The sequence below is a fragment of the Pseudomonas sp. GM84 genome (genome assembly GCF_000282535.1).
In the GTDB taxonomy this organism is placed as follows: domain Bacteria; phylum Pseudomonadota; class Gammaproteobacteria; order Pseudomonadales; family Pseudomonadaceae; genus Aquipseudomonas.
Genome location: NZ_AKJC01000004.1, coordinates 26,308 through 43,055, shown reverse-complemented (window position 1 = coordinate 43,055; position 16,748 = coordinate 26,308). Strand labels below are relative to the sequence as shown.

15 protein-coding genes are annotated in these 16,748 nt (G+C 54.9%); 4 read left to right on the top strand and 11 right to left on the bottom strand.

From position 1 onward, the window contains the following. Positions 1–136: 136 nt before the first annotated feature. On the bottom strand, positions 137–1,501 hold the full coding sequence (locus tag PMI38_RS00345) for a reverse transcriptase domain-containing protein (RefSeq protein ID WP_008089232.1): 1,365 nt from the start codon (positions 1,499–1,501) through the stop codon (positions 137–139). Beyond that, complete coding sequence (locus tag PMI38_RS00340) at positions 1,498–2,064, bottom strand: SLATT domain-containing protein (protein WP_008089230.1); 567 nt, start codon at positions 2,062–2,064, stop codon at positions 1,498–1,500. The genes PMI38_RS00345 and PMI38_RS00340 overlap by 4 nt, the downstream gene beginning before the upstream one ends. A gap of 579 nt (positions 2,065–2,643) precedes the next feature. On the opposite strand from PMI38_RS00340, the gene PMI38_RS00335 reads away from it, so the two are divergent. Beyond that, positions 2,644–3,696, top strand: coding sequence for a nucleoid-associated protein (locus PMI38_RS00335; protein WP_008089227.1), 1,053 nt, complete (start codon positions 2,644–2,646; stop codon positions 3,694–3,696). Continuing rightward, on the top strand, positions 3,665–5,296 hold the full coding sequence (locus tag PMI38_RS00330; protein ID WP_008089225.1) for a hypothetical protein: 1,632 nt from the start codon (positions 3,665–3,667) through the stop codon (positions 5,294–5,296). The genes PMI38_RS00335 and PMI38_RS00330 overlap by 32 nt, the downstream gene beginning before the upstream one ends. Positions 5,297–5,749: 453 nt before the next feature. On the opposite strand, the gene PMI38_RS00320 is transcribed toward PMI38_RS00330, so the two are convergent. The 7 genes from PMI38_RS00320 to PMI38_RS00290 form a co-directional block, all read right to left on the bottom strand. Further along, positions 5,750–6,697, bottom strand: coding sequence for a hypothetical protein (locus tag PMI38_RS00320; protein ID WP_008089223.1), 948 nt, complete (start codon positions 6,695–6,697; stop codon positions 5,750–5,752). Positions 6,698–7,206: 509 nt separating this feature from the next. Further along, a complete protein-coding gene (locus PMI38_RS00315; protein ID WP_008089221.1) occupies positions 7,207–7,716 on the bottom strand; it encodes a hypothetical protein in 510 nt (169 codons plus the stop codon). A 34-nt stretch (positions 7,717–7,750) separates the two neighbouring features. After that, on the bottom strand, positions 7,751–8,359 hold the full coding sequence (locus PMI38_RS00310) for a helix-turn-helix domain-containing protein (RefSeq protein WP_008089219.1): 609 nt from the start codon (positions 8,357–8,359) through the stop codon (positions 7,751–7,753). 519 nt (positions 8,360–8,878) lie between these two features. Beyond that, positions 8,879–9,931, bottom strand: a complete 1,053-nt coding sequence (locus tag PMI38_RS00305) for a hypothetical protein (RefSeq protein WP_043272689.1) — start codon at positions 9,929–9,931, stop codon at positions 8,879–8,881. A gap of 52 nt (positions 9,932–9,983) precedes the next feature. After that, complete coding sequence (locus PMI38_RS00300; protein ID WP_008089214.1) at positions 9,984–11,009, bottom strand: AAA family ATPase; 1,026 nt, start codon at positions 11,007–11,009, stop codon at positions 9,984–9,986. After that, positions 10,994–12,562 carry an ATP-dependent nuclease gene (locus PMI38_RS00295; RefSeq protein WP_008089213.1) on the bottom strand — a complete coding sequence of 523 codons (1,569 nt, stop codon included), beginning with the start codon at positions 12,560–12,562 and terminating at the stop codon, positions 10,994–10,996. The genes PMI38_RS00300 and PMI38_RS00295 overlap by 16 nt, the downstream gene beginning before the upstream one ends. A gap of 697 nt (positions 12,563–13,259) precedes the next feature. Then, the gene (locus PMI38_RS00290; protein ID WP_008089211.1) at positions 13,260–13,712 is read right to left on the bottom strand and encodes a helix-turn-helix transcriptional regulator; all 453 of its coding nucleotides are present in this window, start codon (positions 13,710–13,712) and stop codon (positions 13,260–13,262) included. A 190-nt stretch (positions 13,713–13,902) separates the two neighbouring features. On the opposite strand from PMI38_RS00290, the gene PMI38_RS00285 reads away from it, so the two are divergent. Together PMI38_RS00285 and PMI38_RS26955 are read left to right on the top strand one after the other, a co-directional pair. Continuing rightward, complete coding sequence (locus PMI38_RS00285; protein WP_008089209.1) at positions 13,903–14,253, top strand: hypothetical protein; 351 nt, start codon at positions 13,903–13,905, stop codon at positions 14,251–14,253. A gap of 65 nt (positions 14,254–14,318) precedes the next feature. Continuing rightward, complete coding sequence (locus PMI38_RS26955) at positions 14,319–14,525, top strand: hypothetical protein (protein WP_157214829.1); 207 nt, start codon at positions 14,319–14,321, stop codon at positions 14,523–14,525. Here PMI38_RS26955 and PMI38_RS00280 read toward each other — a convergent pair. Next, positions 14,514–15,395: an OprD family outer membrane porin gene (locus PMI38_RS00280; RefSeq protein ID WP_008089206.1), complete on the bottom strand. Its 882-nt coding sequence runs from the start codon at positions 15,393–15,395 to the stop codon at positions 14,514–14,516. The genes PMI38_RS26955 and PMI38_RS00280 overlap by 12 nt on opposite strands. A 195-nt stretch (positions 15,396–15,590) precedes the next feature. After that, positions 15,591–16,745 (bottom strand): acyl-CoA dehydrogenase family protein, encoded by a 1,155-nt coding sequence (locus PMI38_RS00275; RefSeq protein ID WP_008089204.1) that lies wholly within the window; start codon positions 16,743–16,745, stop codon positions 15,591–15,593. Positions 16,746–16,748 lie beyond the last annotated feature (3 nt).

The window sequence follows — 16,748 nt, the reverse complement described above, 5'->3', positions numbered from 1 at the left end:
GACCGCCTTGCACCAACTTGTTAACTAAGCCCATAACTTGAATTATTTGCCGTGGAGAATCAAAAGCCACTTCGCCGACGGCTGCTAGCCCCAGGAAAATTCAGAGTAGGTATTGGTCTGGGCCCAAACTCCAGCATCATGAGGTCTGTGCGATATCTTCCTCCAGCTCTCGCACTGCCTTACTTACTTTGATCTCAAATCGGCGTTCTACCTCTGAATCGCTCAATTTAGCAGCCTCTGCGCCAAGCCACATAGCGAGCTTCTCGCGCTTCTGGGGCACTGTGAGGGCGTCAAGGTTTGGAATGTATCCATCACCTGCCTTCATGCCTCGTTGAAGCTCGTAATAAGTCTTGATCAGCGACTTTGGGCGAATCTCGCCGCCAGGACAGAATCGATCAGTCAGCTTCCTGATGGTGTGATTCACGGAGCGTAGTTGTGCAGTCGTGGTGATCTGCGAGAAGTACGCGGCCCAGCCGAGCCGCTTCCCCTTGAAAATGCAACCGGTGATCCTGAGGTTGAGCTTCCATTGGCAATAGGCAAGTGCACGCTCTTTATCAGCCACGCTACGGGCGGACAGCAATTTGTGGCGGTAAGCGGTGAAGATCTTGGCCACCGATGCCTCGAATCTCAGGATGCTCTCGTGACGTATTAGTACGTTGCCGGTCTCAATCTGATAGCCCAAGAAGCTGAAGGGATCAGTCAGTGGTGCGACTTTGGATTTTGAGTCAGGCCCAAAGTCATGAGGATTGAGCTTCAACCCCTTTAGTTGGGTAATCAGGTCGTTTGCCGTTGAGCGTGCCAAGCCTGCGGGTGCGAGGATCAGGATGTCATCCACGTAGCGCTTGTACCAAATGCCTGGCCTCGATCCAAAGGTGGCATCAATGCTTTGCAAGGCAACCTCTGCAAGTACGTTGGAGATTGCCAGGCCCTGCGGTACGCCAATAGTAGGACGATCAGCACCTTTACCTCCCCTGGATTCGGGCACGGTGGGCGTGGTGAGGGCGCTGCTGATCAGCTTGCGAAGCTCTGGTTTTCGGATCTTTTTCTTTGTTGCCGAGGCCACCAGGTCATGAGGAATGGATGGGTAGAAGGTTTTCAGATCGATTTTGGCGTATTCAGCGTAAGCGCCTGAGTCGAGCGCTTTTTTCAGCGAGTCGATGACGGTCTGAGGCAGTGTGAGCTTCGCAAGGGGGAAAACGTCGGTGAGGCAATTGCAGAGCGCACGCAGAACGATACGGTCTCGGGCCGTGGGGATAGATATCTGCCTAGGAAGAGATGATGCCCCTTTGAGTATCAGTTTTTCCTTATAGGCGGTGAAGCGGTACTCACCCTGGTGAACCTTTTCGTGAATTTGGTCGATTTCCGCACTCAGATTCTTGTTGAGGTTAGCCGGGCGCATACGGTCGAGCCCGATTGCACCAGATTGCTTGATTTTCTCGGTATAGATTTCCAAAAGGTGCTCACGGCTGAAGCGCTTTTTGAAACTCAGGGACGCGCTCATGGCTTGTTCCAAAACGAGTAAAGCCCGACTGCCACAGGGAGTAAATAAAGCATCGTGGTGATCAAAAAGCGCATCGTCAGCCAGAACACTGCGTTGAAGTATTCGAAACCTGTTGGCGTACGACTGGTAAGCCCAGTTGCGAACACCCGCGCTATGCGATCGTCGATCTCTCGATGATTTTCGGACTCAGCGAGCAACTCGTCATAGCGGGTTACCTGTGCAGGTGTAGGCTTCGGGGCGTCAGGTTCTGATGAGTCGTTGGGCAAAGCACGATGAAGCTTCTGTAGCTCCAGATAGTTCGTACGCATCAGCATCGCACGGCCGCGAAAATCCCGATTCGCTACCGCCAGTGAGATACCGAGCAGCGCGACGGATAGAATGGTAGCCATGACATCGGTGTCGGGGCCCAGCACAGTGCTGTGTCGTATGGTTAGCACCCCTAGGGCCGTGCTAAGAATCGCATACCACACCAGTAAGAGTTGTGAGTGAAAGTCCAGCCACTCTAGGCGTTTATGAGCCTGAATTCGCGCCTTGTAGGTGAACCAGACGTTGTCCTTTTTCACGCACATCTCTCCATAGAAAAGGGGAGAAGGGGTGGGAGGATTTGAGTACCGTTGAACATCCCTAATGGGATCAGCGGGCCGAAGCCCAACAGCCGAAACTGTTTATTGTCAGAACCGCCCTCGCTTGCGCGAGAGGAAGAGCCCACCCCCTCGGTGAATGATTCTACCGTGCCAGTATCACGGGTGGAACTGTCCACCTACCGGGCTACGCATTTTGTGAAATGCCGGATGAAGGGCACGGGCTCAGATTCACCCGCTGAAAACCAGCTAGAGTACAAATGTACTCTTCTGTGTAAGGTCTGATGCCTAGAGATGGTGTCAAACAGAAATGCAGGCCGGCGTCGCTTCTACGGGATGCTCATGTACTCCTAATCCGGCCAATGCGTCACGCAGCGTGGCGTGCTGGCTGCTGGCCATCCTTTCCGGATATGCTCCGGCCACAGCATCACATCCAGCCCTACGCGAAAGTGGCCATCGGCCCTGCAGGCTGCAATTGATGCGTAATTGTCGCCTGGGCGCATGCCGAGGCGGGTGGTTCCTCTTCCTGCTCAGGAGGGGGGCAGATTCCATGGAGATGGCATGAGCTTTTTTTCGGACGAAGAGATTGATTCACTCAAGATCACACGGATGATCTTGCATGTCGTGGGTAACAAAGACTTCGCGGCCATGCCAGAGCGGGCTCTGGAGGAGGAAGCGTTCTTCATCGGCAAGATCGTGGACATGGCCACCGCGCCGGTGTTCATGTTCAAAGCGGTATCGGTGACCCGTAACGAGGTCGAGGCGATCGCAAGTGAGGACACGTCCTTCGTGGCCGGCGCTCAGGCCCTCGCCGGCAGTTTCAACCGGGCGCACGTGGGTGGCAGTGCTGATGGCGTTCTGTTGATGTTCGAGCTGTCGGTCGCAGACCCTGATGTGAAGATCTACAGTCTGATCAAGTACGACTACAAGCTTGCGTTGGAGCAGAATGATGGTGCTCCAGGAACGAAGCTGCGGCGTATCGTGAATGCCTTGGTGGACGAGAAGAAGGCCATTCAAAAAACGGCGCTGATTCGGGTGATCAGCGGGGTTGCCGACCAGAACATTTCGGCCACCGATCGCACCAAGCAAGGGGTGGATCTTGCCGACTACTTCGCCGATTTCTTGGCTGTGAGCCGGGCAGTCTCGGACACCGAGCTGAGCGAGATCACCCGCAAAGTGCTCAAGGCGGCACTGCAGACCTGCATTGAGCACCTGCCCGGTCAGGATATAGCCAAGGCGCTGCAGCGGGCCCAAGCCAACCTGGGCACTCGCCGGCGCATTGATGAAGAGGCGATTGTTGAGGCGGTGATGCTGGCAGCGGGTCATCCTGAGGATGAGAAAATCGCCAACCGTCTGGAGCGTGAGACGCGTAGTCGTGTCAGGAAAAGCAAGCTGCACGAGCTGAGCTTCAAGCCTGATCGCCGGATCCTCCGGCAGCCCTACATGCGCAAGATCGTCACGGCTGAGGGCGTCACGATTCTCTTCCCCGATCGGAAGGAAAACCCCAACGTCCAGGTGATACAGCTCGACGGAGATAAGAAACAAATCATCGTCGATACAGACCGAGTCAAGGAGGACAGCGTTGTCACACCAAAGCCTGGCCAGCCTGCTTAACGAGCTATCGCGCAAGCGTCAAGCGCTAATCACAGAGGGCAACCTGACCCTCATCGTTTCCGACCTATCTGCGGAAACTGCTCGGTCGATCAAGAAAGCCGCTGTCGCTGCTGCCTGGTCATTCACGATCTACGACTGCGCGAGCAGCGAAACTGACGTCGATGATGAGGATGAAGATTTCGGGCCGTTTCGCGTTGAGCTGGAGAAGCCACTTCCGGAAGCCCATGTCCAGGAACAGGCCCTCTATGTGGCGACGGAAGTAGGCTTCAAGGCGTTCCTGGTCAATGGACACGCTGCTGCACGTTGGCACCTGCTTGGCCTGACTCAGCCTTTCAATACAAGAGCGAGGGCATATTGTGGTTGGGGTGAAGGGGGCGACTACACCGAATCACAGGCGACCAAGTCACCCCGCCTCTTGGTGAAAGAATCAGCGACCGTCCGGAAAGTACCGGAGGATGTGCGACATTGGTTGCTCGAAGAAGGGCACCATCTCGATGAGGCTGATCCTTTAAACATGCTCTGGGCAGGGCAGGCATTCGGTGCCCTGAGCCGTTGCTTTGCGAATGAAATCGACACCAGTGGTAGCAAGCTCACCTTCAAGGGGCCGCCCAAGCTAAACCTGACGATCCCAGAGGCGGTCGAGGGGAGTCCATCCATCTCGCTAAAAGACTTCGAGGTTGTCCAGGAAGCAGCGGCATGGGTGTTCGATAACGCGCGGGAAGCAGAGGTGAAGCACATCCTGTTGTCCGCCGAAATCGCGCGTTCCGGTCGGGCGGACGGGGAGGTACAGGAGTACTTCGGGGAGAACCTGGCCGCTGCCTTGGATTGCGCGAGAATCGCTTATCAGATGGCGGTCTCGGAAATCACCAAGGACACCCTGAAATCCCTGACAGATCTTCGTAAGGCCGTGACGGAGGAAACGTCGAAGGCGACCGACGCGACTCGTCAAGCAATAGCAGCGATCTCCACAGCGCTGACTGTTGGCTTGGGCCTCATCGCCGCGAGGCTCACGTTGCAGATCAACCCGTACCTGATCTCGATCGTCATGGCGGTCGCAGTTGGCTACACGGTACTCAATGTGATGTCGGGCCGTAAGTTCATCAACATCCAGCGAAAGCTTCGCAAGGACTGGCAGCCAAAGCTGTATCGCTTTCTGTCTGAAGCCGAATTCAAGAAAATGGTAGGGGATCCCATTGAGCAAGCCGAAGGGCTCTTCTACAAGGTGAGTTGCCGGGGTATTGCGATGCTTGCGGTCGCTGCCATAGGTATATCCATTTATGCCTTTAACTACAGCGCCCTTGCATCCTCATCGTCGACGTCTTTAGTTCCCCCGTCCCAAGCTCCAGCAGCTCCAGCAGCTCCAGCAGCTCCGCAGCCGTCAACCAGCGACCCGGCGACTAAGCCTCAAATCAAGTCTCAGCCAGCCCCTGCCTCTCAGCCCGAAATTACCCCGCAGCGAGAGCCGGCGCTTCAGCCTGAGATAAGGCCACAGCCAAACCCGGATCCGAAAGAAAACGTCCCGTCGAAACCTTCAGAAAAAGGGGGGAGCCCTGTCAGTTTTGAGCAGGGGATTTTTGCTTCACGATCGATTTCCCTGTAAGTACTCCGATCGTTGCGTGTCCACGTTACCGTCCGTTGCACCTTATCCCGTCGAATGAAGTTCGAATGGGAGAGGGCAAGCGAGTACAGATTTGTCTCGACAAGGTGAATGTATCGCTGAGAAGGTGGCTCACGGATGAACCTTATTTTGCGGGCTGGTCACTCAAGCCTACTCAATTCGCCTACATATTCCCAAAGGTTGGCAGTGCAAATTATGTGGATGGGCACCGGTATTTCCCGGGGATCGTTGTGATCTTCGACGTGCGCCACAGGGCAAGTCAGCAACCCACGCAGGCTGAGCCAAAGGCCTCGCATGCAGCCTTAGCCTGATTTAAGACCTGGCAATTCATTGGAAAGCAAAAAATGACCGGCAACTGGCAGTCATGCACGCGCCCTACCGCCCCTCCACCCTCAGAGAATGGAGGCGGGCGCTCACCTAGTCGATTCAGTTAGTTCAGCGTTTGAGCGGCTCAACACGGCTAATCTGCGATTTAAGCGCGAGGTTGAGCATGAGTCTGCGATTGGTCAGCGTTTTGAAGCGCCCTCCTTGCATCGGGGCAGGTCTGGGCGCTGCGATGGAGTGTTTCCATATCCCGAGAATGACGACCTCATCGTCCACCGCAAAATCCTTGAACCAGTCCGGCTGGTTCGACCAGACGCTGACCTCGAGCCCGATTCCGTTGGTCGAGTCGTCAGGATCGCTGCGGAGCTTGTTCATCACCAAGTTGATGACATTACTCGATGGCTTGTTCTGTACAGCGTACCGGATGCTCTTGATCTGCCCCTGCAGCGCGATGGGGTGCTGCACAGTGTTCTGTGATACTGCGTGATAGGCATGCATGTGCCGGTCTTGGTCAAAATAGAACTGATCCCAAGAAACACTGACGTTACCTTCAAATACCAGCTCCAGGTGCTGCTCCATTTCAGCGTTGCTCTCACACATCGCTCTGAGCTTGAGCACCCTGTTCGCGGAGTTGATGTAGGCTGGCAGAAGGCCCGGGCTAGACGAATAGGTGTGGCCCGCCTTGGCGCGTTCTCCGTCACCCTGCTTGGGTTTGCTCGTCTCTGTTCCCAGGGCCTCCTGAATCATGACAAGACGCAGGCGGTATTTATCATGCTCAAGGCTCTCAATGAGGTCTTCAGAAGCCTTCGCGATCTTGTTGATCTCTTCATCCACTCCGTGTTGACAGTTGGGGGCATGAGCGCGTTTGGGCATCAGCCGGAAATACCCAGGGACGAACACCGGCTTGTCGTACATCTCCTTGGGATAGGGAGGATTGTGAGCGACCGTTGTTTCACAATGCATGCACAACAGAGGCTCGGCACCGCGCCCTTTTTGATAGGTGTCGGCGTCCCAGATGTGTCCTTTCTGGTCGCGAGCCTGGCTCATCTTGATGCCCATTGAATTTCCTTATGTGCATTAGGTGGAGTGCAGTGCTGGCTGACCTCTCGGGCTTTCTTCCAGTTTCACCTACATGCGCATTCCTAAAGTGAAAACGCGGGTTAGGTAGCTCTCAGCAGCTCTGGGGCCGGATAAGGTTCGAGCGAGCGCTTGCAGATCGAAGCCAGAATGTATCAATGTGACAGTTCGAGAAACAAGCCCGAATACCCACGCTGATTGTCTAGCATGCGGGATCCATCGATTCAGAGGGTGGGGTGCAGTTGCTCTGTCACTTTGGCGGGGGAGGTAAGGCGCGAGCGAGCCTGATACCAGGACGTGCCGACTTGCGGCGTTGCATTGTCCAGGTATGATCCGTAGCATGGTGAACTGACTACGTAGACAGCAGAAAATTTGTCGGCGGTGCTGCGCAGGCCCTTTTGTTGTGGGTCATATGAAGGGAAATTGGAAGCGCATGGGTTGTTCTGCTTCAGTGCGGGAGACTTGCTTTCGAGGCCGTCCTTCCTCCGTAGTCACGAGATGCTTCGAATCTTGGCCTCCGTTGCATGAAACGCAGTGACGGGGGCCAAGAATTTTCTACCGTTTTCCTGGCAAACCTTCACAACGGCTACCGCTTGGTACCGTGTGGCTCCCACTATCACCTTGCGCCCAGCATTGAACAAGATCGCTTGCGCGTTCTTCGGTTTGTTCAAGCCAATCTGGCTGTGGCTGCAGTAGGCGCTGATCAGTATCTCAGCTACCTCCTCGACTGTGCAGCCGTCCTTCAACTGTCGAGCGATCAGCGGATGCGCGACAGCTTCCAGGTCAAACCTGATACCCCGACAGTTTGGTACCGGCCAGTTCTGCTGCCGGCAGATTTTGCGAATGCGGTCGTACTGCTTGGCAGTCATCAGGTAAGTGAACTCAGGGGCGCGGCCTGCTTGATCAAGACGTAGCCCGTCTTTTTGAGAGCGCACCACATGATCAATCAGCGCCCGAAATGCGTCGGCTACGTGACAATCAGAGCAACGGTTGTGCTGCATAGCCTTCCTCCTCGAGCGCTCGCTGCATGTGTGATTAGGTCGATTTAGGTGCGCGTGCGGGTTTCTTCCGGCTACTCGCTACCGCTTTAGCTTCTCGCTCTGCAATCATCTGCTTTGCATAGACGCGCGCTTTCTTGATGAGTCCATTGAACGAGTAGCTGTTGCTCATGTTGCCGCCGCTTTTCCAGAAGCGTTGAGTGCGCTCGATGTAGCCCATGGCTTCCAGTTCGGCGATCGCGCGCTGAACCGTCCGAGGCTGCACCCCCATTTTTTGGGCAAGCGTTGCCTTGCTCGGGAAGGGGTCATTGCCTTTGCGCCACCAATAACCTGCCAGGTGCAGAATCACCACAATGTGAGCAGTTTTCAGCCCTAGGTCTTGAGAGTGCTCAAAGACAGCGTTGGGGATAGCAGTCCATCCAGCGGCTGTGAGGTCTTTGCCCCAACGCTCGGCAATCGACTTGTCCTCCGCGGGTTCTTTTGGGGTCTTCTTGGCTTTTGCGGAGGGCGTCGCGGCTTTAGGAGATCCGGTACCGCTTGCGGCAGCATTTTTAACCTCATCTGCAGCATTGGGCTTTTTGCGCGTCGCTTTGGTCTTAGGTGCAGCTGGGGAACCGCTACTAGCGGTGGTAGAGGCAGTGGCCATGGTGGGCTCCGGCTAAAGTGGTTGTGTCGGAGCGGATTATGAGAGCGCTAAAAGCGAGGTGGCAATGGGGTGCCTCGCGACAAAATTGTCTCCCCGTCCCTGGTATGCTGCGTGTGAGGGTTAGCTGGATGTGCTTAACGGTGATGTACTTAACGGTGGATATGATTAGGAGGACAGAATTGACCTCCGCCAGGGTGTCTTTTATGTCTACCACCTGGGAGGCTTATATGACTCCGGGGGAGGTCATAGATGTCCTCCAAGCAGGCAAAAAATATTTCTCTTTTTTTCGTTTTCCACTGGTTAGAGGTGTGACAGGCAAGGTTCTGTCGTTCACCGCTCGTACAGGGCATGCGCTCGTAAGATTCGATGCCGGGCCAATGCCTGTTGCAAGACGACCTGTATGTGCGTGTCTTCACGCGATTTTCACACGGGTACGGTGGCCTTACTCCTTTTACGAATTTCCTGGCCCCCCATCCCGGGCCTTTTTGCGTGCCGTCTAGCTGAATCTGGCCACCCGCATTATTCGTACGGCAGCTCACCAAACAGCCCGATCATCAGATCACCCCGCAGCACTTCGAAAGGTAGTTCGACATGTTCATCCGGGTGGCGTGGTAGCGCTTTCTTCTCGTGGCTCGAATTCTTCGTGTGACCCTGCACCTTCTGGCCACTGGCTTTGATGTAGGGAAGTACAACAATACGGCCATGGTTTTTGGAAATGATTGTGCCTTCGTGCCACAGGGTGTCGCCATTTTCGCCGGATGATGCACTGACCGTGGTCTTGATGATCCACCCAGGCGTACCGCTCTCTTCGTGCCAGAAAACAAAACCGCCCATCACGACGACGCGTTGGCCGCGTGCTTTGGCATCAAGAAGCATTTTCTGGACGCTTGCCAGCTGCAGAAGCTGATTGGCCCGAGGCAGTAGCTTTGCACGGATCTCCGCCTTCGTTTTGCCCCAATGATCCGTTCCCGCGAAACCGAACCCTCTGGCGATCTTTTCACGAGCGCAATACATCGCGCATTTTTTGGTTGGACTTAGGCGATGCGACCAGTCGAATTCTCCCGTGCGAGCCAGAGCGGTATTGAAGATAGGGGAAAAAAACAACTCAAGGTATGGCATCTGCTTAAGCTGCTGGAAAAGGGTTTCCCTGAGAGCTTCGGAACCAGAAGGCAAGATAAGCTTCTCGCGTGCAGGACGCGCGGTTGAAGCATGACGTCTCAGCGCCTCTTCCAACATCATCTGCTCCTCATCGGCCAGACGGGCCTGAACAGTCACCTCTTTCGTGGCTTTAAGAGTCAGTGAGACACGCTGCGCTTCGGTCAGATCCAATGCGCCCACCTTGCTGGCGATCCCATCATTGAACTTGGCGGCAAAAGCACGCCCTTCCTGGTAGGTAGCGAAGGCTTGAGCTTTAGCATGGCCGCTGTGCTCAATGCAGTGGTACATCCACTTCACCTCGCCTGAAGGAAGCGCCTTCAACGCGCGAATGATCCAGCTTCCAGCCTCGTACCAGCGGAAGGGAAAAAGAGCCACAGTGGGATATTCGTAGCCTGGTATTTCGCTCAAGAGCATGTTCGGGTTCCCATGGCAAGGCGACAGGGCAAGTACAGAGCGGGGTGTCAGATCACGTTTTGTAAGCTTTGAACAGCTTGTCCGGTGCTATGTAAACACCACCGCGTGCGCGGGAGAACGCTACGTAGAGTTTGTTTCTTGTCTGGGCCACGGACTCATGCAGCTTACCCTCCAGGTATTGCTTCCACGCCTTGCTGCCCATCACGACGCAGACATCCTCGTAGTGATCCTGCCCCTTACTGGCCCCCCAATTTTGCGAGTAGCATCCGTACTTGTAGTGCTGCTCCTGGAACAGCTTAACGATGCCGTGATCAGCATGCAGACGGTCTGCGAACTCCTGAGAATCGACCTTGATGATCTGGGACACCCTGCCTTTGTGGGAGTCAATCTTGATCTGCAGGTGGGCGCTTATGAAGTCGCAAACCGTCGTACCACACCGCCAGCTCTTGCTCAGGGTCTCCTTGTCTACCTTGATTTTGGCTTTGGCGAACCGCTTCTCGTATTTCGTGATGTCGTCGTGCAGGGTGCTGTTCACCGAGCCATCGCGACTGGTGTCGAAGGTGTGCTGGTAGAAATCACCTACGAACAGCATTTCGGTATTCGCAGCTGATATCTGGAGCAGCAGGTTGAAGTCATGGCCGGCAAAATCCTGCACCTCGTCAACGTAGACCGAGTCGTAAAAACGCTCGATTCGCGCCTTGATGCCAGGCAGCAATCCCTCGACCTCGATCAGCTTGGCTAGTCGGTTGTGGTAGAGCCGACCACCCCGATCTCGGTACCGCTCCCTATCATTCAGTGCGTAATTACGCTGTGGAGGTCTCCTGAAATTCAGGCCTCTCGTGTTCATCTCGTTCTGCATGAATGGACGGAAGCAGAACCCGTGTAGGAACGCAAAGTACGTCATCACGGTGATGTTCGACGGGAGGGTGCCGAACTTCTTGATGATGCTGTTGCGCAGATGGCTGTAATTGTTCTCCGTGTAGGTGATGATCAGGGCGCGCTTCTCAAGGCTGAGCTTGCTGATGAGGTGGGTTGTTTTGCCTGACCCAGCCACTGCAAAGATCACTCGTTTATCCATGCGATCGCATCCTTGATGTACTGAGGGGGCACGAGCGCTGCCGACTTCTTCCTGAGCAGTTCGAACGCAGCGTCGGCCTTGTTCTTGAGCATGTACTCCTGGACAGTCAGCTTCTTGCGTCCGGCTGCGAACAGCTCATCGCAAGCCGCCTTGTTGTCCTGGTACAACCCGATCTCGAACGTCGAACGCGCATCATCCTTGTCAGCGAAGATCTGGGCGCCCTTGTACAGGCTTTCCTTGTAGTTCTCCACGCAGTGCTGCTGGTAGTCGCCGTCATTGTCACGGATCGCTGCGACTCGGATTCCCAGTAGCATCCCGAGCTCCAGGTAGCGTTTGAAGCTTGTGCCACCGATCGAAATGATGTGTACCTGATCGGCCTGTGGCGTTCGTCCGTTGGAGTGCTTCTTGTAGAGCTCTTCGATCAGGATGAACTCGGCATCACCCTCCACCAGAATGACCTTCTTGGAGAGCGCGAACTCCAGGACATTATTATCCGGTGCCTTCATGAAGAAGCTGGCAGTCGGCTCGGTGAGCGCTTTCAGACGACCAGCCTGCTGATCGCTACCCAAGAGAAGCGCATGCCGAAGGTCGAGCCGCGAGCAGATGTGGCTACTGTGAGTGGCGATGAAGAGCTGCGTTCCTGCCGTGGCGGCCAATTGCTCAACTAGGAGCTTCATCCTGGTGTGGCTGAGGTGGTTCTCAGGTTCTTCCAGGAGGAGGGCATGCAGTTCGCCCTTGGCTTCATGCCGGCGCAGCGCGAACTCGGTTTTGATGAAGCACTGCTCACCCTTACCTCGATTCTCGATCGGGATCCCATCCTTGGTGATGACGAGGTCGGTTTCGAGATTGGCGCGGATACTGGTTCTCACGCCAAATTGGTAGGCACCTAGGTCAGCATTGAGTGCGGCCAGTTCCTTGTCGCGAAAAGCTTCCTTGCCGCGGCGATAGCGATTTTCCAGGCTGTAGCGCTCAGGTGGTTCGGCGTTGAAGCTGAACACTGTGCGGGTGTACTCCCTTGCCGCGTACTCACTGTCGATGCGGGAGCTGTCCAAGAGAAGGTGCTTCACAGGGCGCCGATAGCTGACATGCGGGCCGCCAGAGAAAGTGTAGAATTTCACACCGTAGTATTCGTACGGGAAACCTTCCGGGTCGTCTTGCAAGAGCTGATGGATCGTTGTACCGAACTCCTCAATCAGCGGAGCAATCTTCATCCCAATTCCGTCAGTCATAGCGCCGGCTAGATTCTGCGTGCCGTAGTAGCCTTGATCATCGCCTTCCTCGAGAAACACCTCCACGACCAATTCCGGCAACTGGTCGAGCGTACGTGGGCCCTGCTGAAAAGCCTTTACCGCAGACTGCGCCAACAGTGACTCGTACCCAATGGTTTCTACGTGACTACGGCTGGCACTGAGTGCGAGATCGAGGCCAAGCAACACGCTGCTTTTCCCCGTCTCGTTGTCACCGATCAGTACGCTCACCCCGGCATCGAACTCAAGCGTAAGCGACTCGAATTTCTTGAAGTTTTGGAGCATCACTTTCTTGATGGCAGGCATCTCAAATCATTCCCACAGTGTTTGAGTTCAAGGTCGGCTAGCGGACATCGAGTGGTCAGGCCTTCTCGGCCAGGCGATTGGCGTCACTCTTTCGGCTCATTTCCATTATGGGGTGGTTGTTGGCGATCTGAGCCCCCAGATGCATGCGGCTTGGCAGTTTGAGTTGACCGTCTCACAAGCAGTCAAGGAGTGAGGATGAGGCTGCCACGCGGCAGGTCTACCTGTTCCGAGCGGTGTCTTGCTTGACCCGATTCTAACAATTGATTTTAGTTTGCCACTACTCAAGGTGTGACGTTTTGTGTGGGAGTGGGGTTATATGCACGGAAAGAATTCAATTGGGTTTATTGGTGATCAAGTGGGCACTCAGCAGAATGTGTCAGGCAGAAGTCGACGCTTGGCCGAAGGCCGCTGCTCGCTGTGGATTTCCTAAAAGAGGCGTCGCTGGTAGGCAATGACCACGCATCTTTTTGCCCACAGCTAGGCGTCCCGCGAATGGCGGGGGCACGTATGCGAACTCACGAGGGGTCAATCGGGTAGCTAGTTCATCCAGATGTTTGAGCGAATCGAGCAGACGACTTCTGTTCAATTTTCTGAGAAATAATCGGATGGCCGATCAGTAGTGATCTCTGGTCAACCTAGCGCCGAAGCATTGATTTTGAAGCTGGCATCGATGCCCACCACACACTGGATAAAGACATCATTCCTTGCGCCAGTAACGGCTGACACTGGAACGAGGTATGCCCAACAGCTTTATCACCTCAGCCTGGGTCTTACCCTCAGATTTCAGCTCGCGCACTTTCTTGAGATTTTCCTCTGCGCTGCGAGTGCGGGGATGCGCTTTTTTTGCCGGTGCCAGGGGAAGAGGTGCGTCAAGAAGCTCCATAGCCTTGAGCTCTTCTAGCACCAGGTTGATTATGTCCCTAGGCGTTTTCTGCTCATCTGACGCATGTACGAGCGCCAAGAAGGTCAGCGGATGCACACTCAAGGACTTGGCGAGGGCTCGGTTCGTTTCCAGAGTGGGATTGGATTGGCGGCCTTCTAAGCGGCTGACCTGCGACTGGGTCACCCCGCCGGCGACATCGTATTGAGACAGCTGTCGCTGATCTCTTAGCAGCTGCAAAACCGCTGCATAGGCTTCACGCAGGCTCATTTCATCCGCCCTGATAAAAGCGGACGGTATGCCGCGTTTGCGTGCTCTCACTCAAATGTATATATTCATCTGTGTGGGATTTGGCTGGCTTGTCAGCCACCTGCTTGGCGCTTGTCTTTGAGCAGAATGCTGGAAGGCTGGTGTCCGATAACCCGTTCAATATACGGCTAACTCCCAAGGGTACACCGTGATGTCCAGCAATTTTGAGCTGTTGGCTAGCCAGCAGTCGCCGATCGAGACGCCGCCCGGGTCAGTGCCTGCCAATGTGGAGCGGGCGATGGCCACAAATTTTGGCATCGCTATAACGGGCTTCCTCTGCTGCGCTGTGTACGACCAGTCAATCAATTGTCTGGTGGGCATTGTCTATCGCGAGAGCCGCTGTCGATTCCGAGATGGTTCCACAATCCGTACCTCTACGCTCAGGCAGCGCATCGAGCGTGGTGCGTACCATCTGTTTGAGACGAGAAATGGAAGCGTCTATGTCGTCTGCGACTGGGCGCTGGAAGGTGGAATCCCTCAGTTCGAAGGCGCCCTCCACTAAGTCCGGCATATCCCGTAACGAAGCGATGCAAGATGTAGCGCGCTAAGACGAATCAGGTAGGTACAGTGGAAGCAGCGTTGGTAGCAGACCTTTTATCCGAACACGGCCTTCCCTTGGAAGGGGACGGCCAATCAGATGAGCTTATCGTGCAGATAGCATGGGCAAATAATCAGGGCCAACCGTTTTATGTTGTCCGTGATTGGCTCCTACTCGACATCATGGTGCCTAGTGATGTTGAAGATGACCTCAAAGCTATGGGGCTATGCGGTTGAAAGTGACCATGACGTATTGTTGATAGGGCCGGCAAGGCTACGCCCATAATCCAAAGTGCGGTAGATGTTAAAGTCGAATCCAAGGCGCCTTCCTGGATCGATTGTAAAGGTGTATTTCGTGTTGGCGTAGTATTGGTGCCAAGCATCTTCAAGCTGCCCTGCATAAAGCGCAAATGACAAGCTGCCGTTCTGGTAGCGGCCACCAACGAAACTCGCAGAATCGTAGGTGATCGCCGTACCACCTCTGCGAAGCGCATAGTCAGTTGTGAATTTGTCGCCACTGTTGGAAGAATCAACACCTGTCTGTTTAGTGTAATGCCCTGCCTCAAAGGCAAAATGTTCGAATTCATTGACGTTGAGTTGTAGTCCAGTGGCTGCGCTTGGAAACAGGCGCACCGTATTGACTGCCAGGACTGGCGTCATAGGCATCTGCTCACCATATTTTAAGGTACTTTTTGATGCGCGGAGCTTTAAGGCTCCCCCAATCCTTGAGTACACATCACCTGGTTTCCCATCGCTATCGATGGGTACCAAGCGCAGCCCGGCAGTGCCTCCGCCGCCATCCAGTTTCAAGCCCAGTCCTGCACTGGCATCGACTCCCAATCCTAAGAGGCCCGGTGTGTAGCCCGACTGGTAGTCCAGCAGAAATCCTTGAGCCCATTCCTGCGCATAGCCGTTTCTTTCACTGGCCGGCTTGAAGGCATTAGTGCCAGTTGCGCTGGAGCTGCCATTGCGGAAATCACGGTGGAAGAAGAAATTTTTGTTGATGATTTTCAGCTTCGAGTCTTCGACGAAAGAGCCCGCAGCCGCGGTTGCTTGCAATGCAATCACGCAGACGGTGCCCAATACCATTGCACTTTGGCGAGGCATGATTGTACCTTCCTTATTGTTTTTGTTTGGATAGGTAACGCGTTGTCTTTTTCTGGAAAAGCTGAGCAGTAAAAGTGTTGTTAGGCTCTAGTTATTTTGAAATTGCTAAGTAATGAGAAAGCAAGAGCGAATATGCAAACCTGCCTTCTCATTACTGCACGCCGCCTGACGGTCACTGTCAGCCTCGGTATTGGCTTAGAATGAACGTGGCAATTCGAGCCAGCGTTCCCCAAGGAGGTTTGCCAACATGTCGTCGGTAAGGGGCGCGAAAGAATAGAGGCGGATATCGCGGTAATACCGCTGCATCGGGTACTCGAGGTCGAAACCGGCGCCGCCCATCGCTTCCATACCGACCCGCACAGCATCATTCGCCGCTTTGCTCGCGGCGAGCTTGGCAATGGCGCTAGGGACTTCGATATTCGCGTGACCCTGTTCTTCAGCGATTGCTGCCATCTGAGTGGTCAGCCAAGCCTGCTCGAGCGCGATCCCCGTATGCACAAGTCGATGCTGCAGCGATTGGAACTGTCCGATTGGACGACCGAATGCTTTGCGATCCTTGGCATACTCGACGGCGAGTTGTTGTGCGCCGCGTCCGATGCCTGTGGCCACTGCCGCCGCGTTCAGACGTTCTGAATTGAGTGTGTTCAACACCTGGATGAAACCTTGGTCGACTTCGCCGAGTACGGCTGTTTCGGCGAGACTCACGTCGTCGAAAGCTACAGAACAGGTATCGTAGCTGTTGATTGCAAAGGTGTTGATCTCGGTGGCCGATACACCTGGGGCTGTTTTTTCGACCAAAAACATGGTGACCCCGCGGGAGCGGTGATCGCTCGTGCGGGCCAGCACGATGAGCAGGTCGGCGTGAATAGCGCCGCTGATCCAATACTTGCCGCCTGTCAGACGCCATCCTTCGTCTACACGCTTAGCCTTCGTCCGCATCGTTTGTAGAATGTCGGTACCACCACTTTCTTCCGTCAGACAGAACGATGCTTTGATCTCGCCGGCGCAAAGCTTAGCCAGGTACTTGTCTTGCTGTTGCGGGGTGCCGTACTGGCGAAGCAGACGTGTAGCCATGAACTGCACAACACCGAAAACGGCCATGGACGTGGCCATTCGTCCCAGCGCCTCTAGCATCAATACCTGCAGCTTTGGTGTTCCGCCGGCACCGCCATACTCTTCATCGGTACCCACCCCCCAAACACCCAGCTCGGATAAGGCTTTGTGAAGCTCGAAATCGAATTGCTTGGCGTTATCGAGCTTCTGCACTTGCGCGACGGGCGCCACTCGCTTGATAGTGCCCTCAACCGCATGGCAGAACAGTTGCTCCTCTTCGGACAGGTTTAAAAACATCCT